15 protein-coding genes are annotated in these 12968 nt (G+C 36.6%); 2 read left to right on the top strand and 13 right to left on the bottom strand.

Annotation, left to right across the window (positions count from 1 at the left end; genetic code table 11):
• Positions 1-43: 43 nt before the first annotated feature.
• The 13 genes from SCSC_RS08855 to SCSC_RS08915 form a co-directional block, all read right to left on the bottom strand.
• On the bottom strand, positions 44-1288 hold the full coding sequence (locus SCSC_RS08855) for a bifunctional folylpolyglutamate synthase/dihydrofolate synthase (RefSeq protein ID WP_006270503.1): 1245 nt from the start codon (positions 1286-1288) through the stop codon (positions 44-46).
• 200 nt (positions 1289-1488) lie between these two features.
• On the bottom strand, positions 1489-1800 hold the full coding sequence (locus tag SCSC_RS08860) for a DUF1292 domain-containing protein (RefSeq protein ID WP_003027765.1): 312 nt from the start codon (positions 1798-1800) through the stop codon (positions 1489-1491).
• Positions 1801-1816: 16 nt separating this feature from the next.
• Positions 1817-2236, bottom strand: coding sequence for a Holliday junction resolvase RuvX (gene ruvX / locus SCSC_RS08865; RefSeq protein WP_006270506.1), 420 nt, complete (start codon positions 2234-2236; stop codon positions 1817-1819).
• Entirely contained in the window at positions 2236-2502 is a 267-nt protein-coding gene (locus SCSC_RS08870) for an IreB family regulatory phosphoprotein (protein WP_009569646.1), read from the bottom strand. Before SCSC_RS08870 ends, ruvX begins: the two co-directional genes overlap by 1 nt.
• 123 nt (positions 2503-2625) lie before the next feature.
• A complete protein-coding gene (locus tag SCSC_RS08875) occupies positions 2626-3183 on the bottom strand; it encodes an SP0191 family lipoprotein (protein ID WP_003071476.1) in 558 nt (185 codons plus the stop codon).
• 104 nt (positions 3184-3287) lie between these two features.
• The gene (locus SCSC_RS08880; RefSeq protein WP_037566125.1) at positions 3288-3830 is read right to left on the bottom strand and encodes an SP0191 family lipoprotein; all 543 of its coding nucleotides are present in this window, start codon (positions 3828-3830) and stop codon (positions 3288-3290) included.
• A gap of 31 nt (positions 3831-3861) precedes the next feature.
• Positions 3862-4797, bottom strand: a complete 936-nt coding sequence (locus SCSC_RS08885; RefSeq protein WP_006269888.1) for an IS30 family transposase — start codon at positions 4795-4797, stop codon at positions 3862-3864.
• A gap of 205 nt (positions 4798-5002) precedes the next feature.
• Positions 5003-5401 (bottom strand): transcriptional regulator Spx, encoded by a 399-nt coding sequence (gene spx / locus SCSC_RS08890; RefSeq protein WP_003026638.1) that lies wholly within the window; start codon positions 5399-5401, stop codon positions 5003-5005.
• Between the two features lie 86 nt (positions 5402-5487).
• Positions 5488-6633 (bottom strand): recombinase RecA, encoded by a 1146-nt coding sequence (gene recA, locus SCSC_RS08895; protein ID WP_006269775.1) that lies wholly within the window; start codon positions 6631-6633, stop codon positions 5488-5490.
• A gap of 48 nt (positions 6634-6681) precedes the next feature.
• Positions 6682-7950, bottom strand: a complete 1269-nt coding sequence (locus SCSC_RS08900) for a competence/damage-inducible protein A (RefSeq protein WP_006269781.1) — start codon at positions 7948-7950, stop codon at positions 6682-6684.
• Between the two features lie 155 nt (positions 7951-8105).
• Positions 8106-8735 (bottom strand): ABC transporter ATP-binding protein, encoded by a 630-nt coding sequence (locus SCSC_RS08905; protein ID WP_006269784.1) that lies wholly within the window; start codon positions 8733-8735, stop codon positions 8106-8108.
• Positions 8732-10741, bottom strand: coding sequence for a hypothetical protein (locus SCSC_RS08910; protein ID WP_006269786.1), 2010 nt, complete (start codon positions 10739-10741; stop codon positions 8732-8734). Before SCSC_RS08910 ends, SCSC_RS08905 begins: the two co-directional genes overlap by 4 nt.
• Positions 10742-10838: 97 nt before the next feature.
• Positions 10839-11177: a hypothetical protein gene (locus SCSC_RS08915; protein ID WP_006269785.1), complete on the bottom strand. Its 339-nt coding sequence runs from the start codon at positions 11175-11177 to the stop codon at positions 10839-10841.
• 313 nt (positions 11178-11490) lie between these two features.
• On the opposite strand from SCSC_RS08915, the gene SCSC_RS08920 reads away from it, so the two are divergent.
• Together SCSC_RS08920 and SCSC_RS08925 are read left to right on the top strand one after the other, a co-directional pair.
• The gene (locus SCSC_RS08920; RefSeq protein WP_006269782.1) at positions 11491-12345 is read left to right on the top strand and encodes an Rgg/GadR/MutR family transcriptional regulator; all 855 of its coding nucleotides are present in this window, start codon (positions 11491-11493) and stop codon (positions 12343-12345) included.
• 160 nt (positions 12346-12505) lie between these two features.
• On the top strand, positions 12506-12919 hold the full coding sequence (locus tag SCSC_RS08925) for an EamA family transporter (RefSeq protein WP_006269778.1): 414 nt from the start codon (positions 12506-12508) through the stop codon (positions 12917-12919).
• Positions 12920-12968: the final 49 nt, after the last annotated feature.

Genomic DNA, 12968 nt, shown 5'->3' on the forward strand with positions numbered 1-12968 from the left:
TCCCTCCTTTTTTGATTGCATTTCTATTCTACTATTTCTCGTTTCAAGCAGTCAATTCTTTCTCCAAAAGAAAAGCACGAACTTCTGCAATGAAATAAAGAGAACCTGTCACAAAAAGAAGCTGATTATCAGTAGATTTTTTAATGAATTGTTCAATAAACTCCCGATAAGAGGAAACATAGGTTTCAGTTGTCAGATTCCGCTTGTCTATTGCACCGTCATCCTCAAATGTCGTTATCGTCAACCGCACATGAGGCAATTCTTGTTTTAGATAAGACAGCATTCCCTGATAATTTTTACGTTTCAAAGCACCGAATAAGAGAAAAATTTCTTTTTGTTCTTGCTGACGAATAAATTCCACCAAACGTGACAAAGCGGGTAAATTGTGAGCCCCATCCAAATAAATTCCTCTCTCAAAATATTCCAGTCTCCCTGCCCAATGGGTCTCTTGCAAAGCCTTGCGTATCCATTTTACTTGTGGTTGCCAATTTTGCTGTTTCATGAATAAAAGAAAACTTTGCAAAGCAACAGCTACATTTTCTTCCTGATAAGTACCTTTGAGACCCAGCTGTAAACCAACTATCATTTTATCTTGATTAGAAAATTGTCCTTTTGAAAATGAAAAATCCCTACCGTATTCATACAAAACAACTCCCAACTCATCTGCGCGCAATTCGCAGACCCTTCTGGCTTCTTCAGCCAGCGGCCCGATAACAGCTCGTTCCTTTTTCTTGAAAATCCCTGCTTTCTGCTCCGCAATTGCTACTATGGAGTCTCCTAATGTTTCTTGATGATCCAATCCTACAGACGTTACAACCGCAACATCTCCTATCACTACATTTGTTGCATCTAAAAGTCCACCAATTCCCACCTCAATTAAAGCCACATCTACCTGCTCTTCTTCGAAATACAATAAAGCTATGAGTGTTAAAATTTCAAAATAAGATAATGGATCTTGTGTCCGCAAAAGTTGCCTTTCCATTGCTTGAATACGGCGCCCAATTCTAACAAAATCCTTGTCAGAGATTGGTTTATGATTGACACAAATCCGATCATAAATGCTCACCATATGAGGTGACGTAAAGGTTCCCACCTTCTTTTTATGCTCTACAAATAATTGACTCATAAAAGCAATGCTTGAGCCTTTTCCGTTCGTTCCTGTCACATGAATAATGGGATAATTTTCTTCCGGATGATCCAAAAGACTTATAGCCTGTCTCATTCGCTCTAAACCAGAGCGAAAATTTAAACCAATGCGACTCTCTAGCCACGTTTCAATTTCATTCATATTCTTCTCCCAGCAAAAAGGGAGTGAAACAGAACCAGACTTTGGTTCATGTCACACCCCACAATTCACTTGAATGGCTGGAACTCTTGCTCCACATGGGAATTAACCAACCACTCATTCGTATACCATAAAAATAACTATTCACACAGCCTTTCAATCTCTTCATTGTTTGTAATACGAAAAGCTAGTGTACGCAATTTTTATTCTTCCATAAAGCTATTGAAAACTTCTTCAATCATATCCCATTCAGCATCTGAATCTTCTGGAATTGGTTGGAGGTCACCCTCTGTTCCGTCTTCATTTTCAGTAAACGAGTAGGCTTGAATTTCTACCTCGCCATTTTCATCTTCTTCTGCGCTAGCTGGAATCAATAGAACGTAGTTTTTCCCAAATTCTTCTTTTCCATCAATGGTCAAGAGAATTTCAAACAAAGTTTCGTTTCCTTGCTCATCCACTAAAGTAATTAGTTCACGTTCTTCGTGTTCATGGTCATGGTTATGATCGTGTGCCATGTTTTCTCCTTTATTATTAAAAATTTCGATCTAAATAATTTTGTAATATAAGCTGCGCTGCGAGCTTATCAATCACTTTTTTTCGCTTCTTTCTGCTCACATCCGCTTGCTCAATCAACATTCTCTCCGCAGCTACTGTTGTTAGGCGCTCATCTTGGTATTCAACTGGCAAATGAAATAGCTGCTCAATCTTAGTCCCATAAGCCTGACTTGCTTCTACACGTGGTCCGCTTGTATTATTCATATTCTTAGGAAGACCTACAACAAACTTGTCCACCTTATATTCTTGGATAAGTTCAGTCAAACGCTCAAAACCAAATTCTTCTTGTTCTTCATTGATGGGAATAATTTCAAGCCCTTGAGCTGTAAAACCAAGTGGGTCACTAATTGCAACACCAACTGTTTTTGAACCAACATCTAACCCCATAATTCTCATTAGAGATCAATGCCTTGTCCTTTCAAATAATAACGAACTAATTCTTCTACAATCTCATCACGTTCATATTTACGAATTTGATTTCGTGCATTATTATAGCGAGGTACATACGCAGGATCACCACTAAGCACGTATCCTACGATTTGGTTGATTGGGTTATAGCCCTTTTCATTCAGCGACACATAGACATCTTTCAATGTTTCACTAATCTCTTTTTTGTTTGAATCATCAAGATTAAAACGTACTGTCTCATCTGTAAATCCCACAATTACACCTTCTTTCACTAGAATACCCATATTATAGCACATTTCAAGACTTTTCACAAATGAAAGGGGTTGAAAAAAGCTGAATAAATTTCAGCTTTTTTTGTTTCATATACACCTATAAAATCATGGATTTGCAACTTCTTTAGCACCAGCTGCTTTGACAGATTCAATATATTGTTTGGGTGTTAAATTTTTGATAGTTGAAAACATAGAGCCATATGTATCCAGTTTTGATGCTTCATCAAGGTTGATTTTGCTCATATCAATATTGATTGCAACTTTAATAATATAGTCTTTTGTAATGTCTGTTTTAACATCAACACCGCCCAAAGACTTAAATTTATCCAATCCTGCAGCCTTTTCAAAAGCAGAAATCAAGTGCGGCTTAGTGCTTTCTAAATCTTGACCCGCTAATGCACTCTTCATATTTTCAGGAAGTATTTGTTCAAGATTTATCACAAACTTCTTAAAGGTTTTTCCTTCATAAGAAATAGTTTGCGTAAGTGTTTGTTCAATCCCTTGGACAGTCTGTTTTTGTTGAAAAGACTTGGTCACAACAGAATCCTTTTTCACAACACTCGAACCAGTCTTACTATCCCCTGACTGATTCTGACCGGATTTTTGACCACAAGCTGTGAGCAGCAACAAACTTGCTCCTAACAAAACAACCGATTTTCTCATAAAAATATCCTCCTTGTATTTTAGAGCTTTATAAGAATAGTATACCATCTTTTGTAAGCGTTGTCAAAAAGAGCCATCTAAAAAATCAATTCATGTTTAACAAGTTATTGATTGACTTCCGTTGCACCACTGGCAATCTGATCTTCAACATATTCTTTTGGTTTCATTTTTAAAAATTCTTTTAATTTCATATTCTTTAAATACTCAGTATTTGCGGCTTTATTAACATCCAAAACTTGAAAATCAAACGTATGAGTTCGCTTCAATTCTTGCTCATTTATAATTTCCAAAGAGGTTGAAAAGCCTTGCAAATTTTTTGCTTGTGTAAATTTTTCATCTTCAGCCAAAGATTTTTCCAATAATTTTTGCGCCTCAGCAACTCCAACCTCAGCAACCACCTTTTTTAATTCTTCTTTCATCGGCAAAATTTGTTCAATCGTTAAACCTAAAAATTGGTTCCCTTTGTAAGTAATTGTTTGCGTTTGCTGAACTCCCTCAGCTGTTTTTGGAAACGATAATTTTTTCGTCACAACCGTTTCTTTTTCAGTATTTGCAATAACTGGCAACGTACTATCAATAGATTGTTTGCTTGCTTTTGATTTTGTTTCTTTCTTTTGACCACAGCCTACTAAGACTGTAAGAATAATGGTTGATAAATTGCAAGAATAAGTGCAACATTTACTCTAACTCATCCACTAGAGCTTCATAAGCCGTTCTGTAAGCTAAACATTTTCGTGGTCGGTGATTGATATCATATAAGGCCTTGTTCAAAGCCTCATCAGAGATAGCAGCTAAATCTGTTTTCTTTGGGAAATATTCTCTTAGTAAGCCATTTGCGTTTTCATTACTTCCTCTCTGCCAAGATGAATAGGCGTCCGCAAAGAAAAAGGAAATTCCTAAATTCTCTACTAGAGGATAGCAGGCGAACTCTTTTCCCCTGTCTGAAGTGAAGGTTTTAAGAGTCTCTTTTGGAAATAGCCTACAAAGTTGTTCGATGGCTGAAAACATGGCTTTGGCTGTTCTATCTGGTATCTTGAAAGCTAAGTAAAAACGAGTTTTTCGCTCTAGAAAAGTCGCTAAACACCCCTTGCTTTTGCCTCTGGAAGACACTACAGTATCAAGCTCCCAGTGGCCAAAAGTTTCACGATTCCGAACCTCTTTAGGACGTTTGGCAATCGGCGTGCCAATCCTAAATGTCCCACGTGTTTCTTTGGGTTGTCGAGTTCTTCCTTTACGACGGAGGACGCTTAAATCCAGATCAATCAAACCAGCATAGAGCCAGTTATAGATGGTTTTAAAAGCTACCATTGGCTTTTGTTCAAGCTGATAGCGCCCACAAATCTGTTCAGGCGACCAGGAGGATTTTAAACCGTTCTCAATTTCCTTTTTCAACTTTGGTGTTAAACAAGACTTCCGACCTTTTTGCTTAGCCCTGTGGTCGTACTGTTCCTGTGCTAAGACTGCGGAATAACCATTTTGACATCGTCTTAACTCTCTTGAAATGGTAGACTTATGGACGCCAAGTTTACTTGCAATTTGGCAAGGTTTTAAACCTAATTCCAAGTAGGTTTCTATCTTTATTCGGTCGGTTATGGTAAGATGGGAGTAGCTCATAGTTTTTCCTCGGGTTCTGTTTGTGTGGTTACTTACAGTTTACACCAATGAAACGCTATGAGTTTTTTGGTTGAACTATATTTTACAATTTATCGGTTAATAAAATTAGGCTTCTTTTCATAGATTAACTCCTCCTCATTCTTTATTTTATCATATTTTTAATATCAATAAACATTGAAATAAAAAAGAGTGGAAATCCCACTCTTTACAAGGCCGCGCGTAAACGCGCTTCTGTATTTTCAACATTACGAACCGAGCGAGGTAGGAATGCACGAATATCATCTTCTTTGTATCCTACTTGAAGACGTTTATCATCTACTAAAATAGGACTTTTCAAAATACGTGGCGTTTCCATAATCAAATCAATCACTTCACTCACACTCAATTCTTCGATATCTACGCCTAAACCTTTTGCATAACGATTTTTTGAAGACACAATACTTGCAACCCCATTTTCAGTTTTTGTTAGAATATCTAACAATTCTTCTTTTGTAATCCCTTCTTTACCAAGATTTTGTTCTTTATAAGTTAACTGGTGAGCATTGAGCCATGTTTTTGCTTTTTTACAACTAGTGCAACTTGAGACAGTATAAATTGTAATCATGTAAGTACTCCTTTCGCCACACGGTACTATTATCATACTATATTATACCATAAAATCCCTCCGTCTTACGACCTATTTTTAAAAAATTATTCCTCAATCTCAATCGCATCGTCTAAGTCTAGAGTCACTTCCTCTACTTTGTTTGCTGATTTAATTGCTTCTGCATTTTTTTCATCTTCAGTATCATTCTCAATCAAACCATAGTGAACTCGAACCTTGTGATCAATTTCATCAAAAATTTCTGGATGATCTGCTAAGTATTTCTTAGCATTTTCAGACCCTTGCCCAATCTTTTCATCATTGTAAGAATACCACGCGCCCGCTTTTTTGATAATATCTAGATCTGTTGCAATCTTGATGAGCTCACCTGTTTTGGAAATTCCTTCACCATACATGATTTCCACAAAGGCTTCTTTAAATGGCGGAGCCACCTTGTTTTTCACAACCTTAATTTTGGTTTCCTTACCGACATTAGTGTCCTTTTCATCACCAGTTCCCTTGATTTGAGTATTGCCACGGACATCCAGACGGACAGAAGCATAAAATTTAAGAGCTCGACCGCCCGGTGTTGTTTCTGGATTTCCAAACATAATACCAACTTTTTCGCGTAGTTGGTTGATGAAAATCGCAATTGTCTTCGTTTTATTAATAGAAGCAGATAGTTTACGCATAGCTTGACTCATCATACGCGCTTGCAAACCAACATGGCTATCTCCGATATCACCATCAATTTCAGCACGCGGTACAAGAGCTGCCACAGAGTCGATGACCACCAAATCTACTGCACCAGAATCAATCAATTTCCCAGCAATTTCTAGTCCTTGCTCACCAGAATCGGGTTGAGAAAGGAGTAATTCATCAATATTAACCCCAAGAGCTTGCGCATACGCCGGATCCAGAGCGTGCTCAGCATCAATAAAGGCCGCAATTCCACCTTCTTTCTGAGCCTGAGCAACAGCATGGAGGGCCACTGTCGTCTTACCAGATGATTCTGGTCCATAGATTTCAATAATTCGACCTTTTGGATACCCTCCTGCACCAAGTGCAATATCTAACGCCAAGCTACCTGAGCTCATAACTTGAACTTTTTGTTCAGCGCGCTCACCCAAACGCATAATCGCCCCTTTACCAAAATCTTTTTCGATATTTTTAAGTGCATTATCTAACGCTTTTTGACGTTCCTCACCAAATTTCTTTGAAATTTCTTCTAATTTTTTTTGTTTTTTCGCCATTTATTTCTCCTGTATAGTGATAAATTAATTTTCTCGACTATCTAATTATTATAGCATATTTTCGTTTTTTAATAAAGTTTTTCGTAACTGATTGAAAGCATGCAGAACGGCTATTTTTCGTACATCAGTCCGACTACGACCGGCAATATTAACCTTAAAAGATTGTACATTCTCTGTAGTTGCTAAGCCAATATAAACTGTCCCTGCCGGATATCCTTCTAAGCTGTCTGGACCTGCCACACCCGTCAAACTCACTGCATAGTCACTGGCAGTCAATTTTCTGGCCTGCTCAGCCATTTTCTTTGCTGTAAAAGCAGAAACAACTCCATATTTTTCCAAGTCTGCCAAAGGAATGTCCAGCATGCGGCTCTTTTCCTCCATACTGTAAGTAACAAAGCCACCACTAAAGACTTTGGAAGCTCCAGAAAAGTTTGCCAAAGTTGCTTGAAAAAGGCCAGCAGTCAAACTTTCGGCTGCTGTAACAGTCTTGCCTGCTCTCCTCAACAATTCAAAAGTTGTCTGCGCTAGAGAATTATCATCTCCATAAGCATAGAAAAGGTCCACTAAACGTTGTTTCTCAAAAGTCTGTACAGCTAAAATTTTCTTTTCCAAATAAGCAAACTTAGTATCTGCTTCTTTTTGACTGCTAGCCTTTGTGGACAATCGCAATGTCACCTCTCCCGTCTTAGCATAAGGAGCAATGGTCGGATCGATCTGAGCATCAATTAAATCTCCTAAAAGAGTTACTAATTGACTTTCACCAATGCCAAAGAAGCGCAAAACTCTTGAATACAATTTTTGATCCGTTGCTAAAATCGGAATCAGCTCATTGTTCACCATAGGTTTTAATTCACTAGGTGGACCAGGCAGAACAACATAAGTTACACCACTTACTTCAATCACGCCCCCCACCGCAAGTCCGGTTTCGTTTTGTAGAGAAGTCGAATCTTCCACTATTTGAGCTTGCCGCTCATTATTTGGTGTTCGAACATAGTCCAGTCGACTCGCGAAGAAACGATCTAATTTTTCCATAGCTACTTGGTCAAAGACCAACCTGCGATTTAAAAATTTTGCCAACACCTGTTTGGTCAAGTCATCTTCTGTTGGACCCAAGCCACCACAAAGAATGACAAGATCGCTCCGTTTCTTTGCAATTTCCAAAATAGATAAAAGACGATTTTCATTGTCACCGACAGCAGTCTGGAAATAAACATCAATCCCTAAACTAGCTAATTTTTCCGATAAAAATTGAGCATTCGTATTGACAATTTGCCCGGTCAGAATCTCGGTGCCCACAGCAATAATTTCTGCTTTCATAGAACCTCCTATCTTACTATTCGCAATTTGGTCTTATTTTATCATAAAAAAGATTAAAATTTGTTAATAAAACAATTTTCAAGTTGCTCAGCATATCATCTATAGTATCTTGACAAACAAAAAGAGGCTATGCCTCTTTTTGTTTGTCAATCAATCTAATATGACTGTTCTAATGAGCCACTAATCTGTGTGATATCAACGACCTGATCAACTCGTTCAAAAACATTTGGATCATGCGTCGCAAAAATAACCACAGTGTCTGATGCAACCAAACTAAGCAACAAATCAATAATTGATTTTCCTGTTTGCTGGTCAAGAGCACCTGTCGGCTCATCTGCCAAAATGACTTTCGCTTTTTTTAATAATAATCGCGCAATTGAAACCCGTTGGGCTTGACCACCGGAAAGCTCATAAATTTTGGACTTCATGACAGACTCATTTAGTCCAACCTGTTTTAAAGCTATCAGAATTTCTGATTTACCCGCCAATAGTTTCAAGTTGTCGAAAACTGTTTCTTCTTCCACCAAAGCATAATTTTGAAAGACATAGCCCAGATAATGTTTAAAATAATCTTTTTCCTTCATTTTCCAAATATCTTGCTTATTGAGCAAAATTCTGCCTTGATCTGGTTTTTCTAAACGAGCAATTGCATTTAACAATGTTGTCTTTCCAGAACCCGAAAGCCCAACTAAAGCATAGGATTGATTCCTTTCAAAATGTAGATTGACATGGCTGTAGACGGTTTTTCGTCCATATTTTTTCGCTAAATTTTCTATCTCAATCATAGTATTTCAAAATCTCCTTTTATAATCTGAACACGATTTTTTCTGACGTTCATTAAAGCAAAGTAAGACATAGCAGTTATCTCAAACGCATAAAGAACTCCTACTAAACCAACTACTAGGAAACTACCTTTCATCACTAAAATTGTCAATGCACTGACGAATAAAATGCCTGCTATCAATGGCAGTAAAGACTGAAAAATTTCTAGATAGCTACTTGCTCCTAACAAACTTTGTAAAGAAATCTTTTTCGCTTTTTGTTTCATGCGAGTGGTAATATATTCATAAATAATAAAGAACTGCGCCAAGACTAACATCAGTAGAGCAGTAATCGTCCCTGTCAGTTGGCTAACAATGTTTTCACGAGCTAATAATAGTTGCTCTGAAATATTTGTCATACTAGAAAAATGAGTCAAACCAGCTTGGCTAATCTTTTCTTTTATCCATTTCTGTTTAAAAGCTCCTTTTGTTGCAAGAACTGTATAATAGTTATCAAAAGCTGCATCTGCTGGTAGATTGTGAAAATTGATTTGCACTAAAATCTTGTTCACTACTTCTTGTTTAGCCAATAATTCATCTGGACCGTCTTTATGGTTAAAAAGAAAAGTCTTCTGTCCATCAGGAATTTCTACGATTTGAAAATCCTCAGCTTTTAAAGCTGAATATCGGAAGTGCTCATAGTTAATTATCTTACGAATATTGTCTATGTGAGCCATCTGACTTTTTGGAATATAGATAACACCTAAGCTTTCTTTCGGTGCTTGCCCATACTTATTTTGAGGATACAATTTTTTATTTTTATTCATCAATCCTGTATTGACATAGAACAATGTTTCTGCAATTTTACTATCGACACCATTTCTTACCAGCTCCTGCTTAAATTCTTCCGGAGCGTGCTTAGTTCGATCTGGGCTAAGGCTAGATTGCTCTGAATAAAGCCAGCCATCTGTCCCAAAAGATTGAATCAATTGTCTATGCTTCGCAGCATTTTCTTTTATAAATGTTGAATCAATTTGATGATTTTCATCAGTATGAGTAGCGGTATTTTCAAACCAAGTGATCGCAGCATAATCTTGAGCTATTTTCCAATTTCCCAAAACAGCTATTTCTTGGGCAGATTTGGAAATGGTTTTAACACTTTCCGATGCAGTCACGCCAAAGATAAAGCAAGATAGCAAAATTCCAAAAAGCCAGATATAAAGTACTAACGGATTTGATTTTTTATTCTTCAAGACAGTTACAGCTCCCATAAGGCGAACATTTAAAGCAAAAAGTAGATTGACAAGTAAGCTAATAACCATCAAAATAAAGAGATTGAGAAATAGTAATAAGCTAAACGTCTTAACATAAACATTTACCATACTACCTTGCCATAAAACAAAAAGTAGCCACACAAGGATTCCTGTGCTAATCAAAATAGTAGAATCCAACCAAAGTGAACGCCGAAATTCTCTATCAAAAAGCCCCAGACTGCGCTGAATCATAGCTTTTTTAACATAAAGCATTTTGACTGCAAAAAGAAGCACAGCAAAAACAAAAAATAAAGTCCAAACTGCCAGAGAGCGTAAATTCATAAATAGAAAGTTGATTGGCACTAAGTACCACGGAAGGTCTGCTCCTGTGTAAGTCAAGCCAAATCGCTGCAATTCTGTTTTTAATTCTGTCGGTAGCGCCTTACTAGAATAATACATACCAGTCGCGGTACTTGCTGCCAAGACTCCTCGATCCGTGATATAAGATTGATTTTTGCGCTGTATCTTTCCAAAAACAAATGTAGCTTGCTGACCACTTTTATCTAAAAAAGGACGATAAATAGTTAATTGCTTTTTATCTGCAATTTCCTGTATTTTATCAAAAATTTGGTTTTTATCAACCTCACTAGAGCCCGTCAATGAAAAAGCTGCCTGCGCAGGATAAGGAATGTCGTTCCCAAACTCTTTAACAGCACCTAAAGATAAAAATGATATTAGTAAGACAAATAAAGAAAGAACGGTTAGCCGCCACTTCATACAAGACTCCTTTACAACAAAAAACAAGGAGGGAAAAACTGAAATTCTACTATGCAGGCATTTCCCTCCACGATAAGTTTATTAAATCGTATGACTATTAGAATTCATACCAAGAATAAAATGACTTTGCTTGAATCCATGACCAATGTTTTGTAGCTCCTGAATTTGCCCAGCCATAATTTGATTTGGCATAGTCTTTTACATTTCCCCATATATCGGTCACAGATGAGCCGCTTCCAAGACGGATTGGTGCTTCTAAATAATAATGCGAGTAGGCCCATCCATTTGATGTTACGCCATAATTCCAAGTATCCTTATAAGTAGGATGAGGATGCTGGGTATCTGCCGAGACCCCACCTCCAGCCAAAGGACTAAGAGTAAGGGCAAGAGCACCAATAAGTGCTAATTTCGTAAATTTATTTGAACTATTTGACATGGTTTCCTCCTTTATATATATGATATATCAAATATTGTCTTAACTAGTATAGACTTCCATTTGATGAAAATATCATAACGTGTTATTTCCTAATTTGAATGAAATGTAAACATAATTCACACCTTACTTATTAAAATGGCCAGATACTTGGATACAATAATAAAAGTATCATCAATTGTAAACAAGCTGTTCTCATATTCTCCCTCCGTTTCTTTATAAATTTTCACTTCTATGTTATAATATTTAAAATCACTTTTTTGAAAACGCCAACTTTTTTCGCACTATATTATTCTGAGAGGTTTGTAGGTTTGTTATGAGGTATGATTTCGGAGCTGTTTATAAAGAAATTCGCAAATCAAAAGGTTTATCGCAAGCAGATGTATGCGGAGAGGTTCTATCCCGAACAACTCTGGCTAAATTTGAAAGCGGGAAGGCTACTCCCAAATACGAAAATATGGAATTTTTGCTACGTCAAATCAATATGAGTTTTGAAGAGTTTGAGTATATCTGTCACGTCTATAACCCTAGCCCCAGAAGTATCATATTTAACAAAGCTTTAAATATAAGCTCTATTAGTGGCACACAAGATTTAGAAGAGCTACAAGAACTCTGTGAAAGATATCTTCGTAAGGAATACGATTTACCAATTAAGCATATTCATAATTTATTAAAACTTTTCATTTCTATTAGAAAAAACGGAGTTAAAACATTAACAGATGAAACAATCTCTATCACCAAGCAGTTTTGGAATTATTTAGAAAAAGAAGATACTTGGTATAAAAATGATTTTAGGATTCTAGTATCTATTTTACATCATTTTTCGATGGATACCCTACATTTGATTACTGATAAAATTTTGGAAAATTTAGAGAAATATAAAGACTATAAAAATTTTCAAAACGATCGCTTAACTCTTCTCTCAAATTTAGCAGGAATCTATTTGCACCATAATGAATTTCACCAATGTGAAAAAATTGTCACACTAGCTTTAGAGACTGCACAAAAGTTAAAGAGGTATGATGCTTTAGCTTTATGTAATATTCGATTAGGAATTTGTCAAAATAATAATAAATTAATCAAAAAAGGATTGGTCTTATTAGAAATCACAGATGAACTGGATTTATTACAAGATACGAAACACGAAATCAACCATTTCCACAGGTCTTAGCTTGTGGTTTTTTATCAACTATGTTCAAATTCTTTCCATATTTTAATTTATACAAAGAAAAACCAGACAGTTCTTGCTGCCTGAGTTTTCTTGGTTTACTTGTGTTAGATAGAATCAAATGTGATAAAATAAAAGAATAAAACTTTAAGGGGCTTCCATTATGTGGGCAATTTTTGCATTTTTTTCTGCTTTGTTTGCAGCACTGACATCTATCTTAGCTAAAATTGGGATTGCTGGGGTTAATTCTAATCTAGCAACAGCTATTCGGACAGTAGTCGTCGTTTTGATGGCTTGGGGTATAGTTTTTTTAACTAAAGGACAAATTGGTTTAGCTAACATCAGTAAGAAAAACTGGATTTTTCTGATTTTATCAGGCCTAGCAACAGGCGCTTCTTGGCTTTGTTACTACCGAGCATTGCAAGAAGGAGAAGCCTCCAAGGTCGCTCCTATTGATAAGCTTAGTGTTGTTCTCACGCTCATCCTTGCTTTTATCTTTCTCCACGAAGATTTTACTATGAAATCCTTAATTGGCACCATCTTGATTACCATTGGAACCTTAATCATGGTTTTGTAGCGTTCGGCATATTAAAGAGACAGTTTTTTCTCTAAACTGTCTTTTACGT

Origin of the sequence: Streptococcus constellatus subsp. constellatus (genome assembly GCF_023167545.1) — a bacterium.
Classification (GTDB): Bacteria; Bacillota; Bacilli; order Lactobacillales; family Streptococcaceae; genus Streptococcus; species Streptococcus constellatus.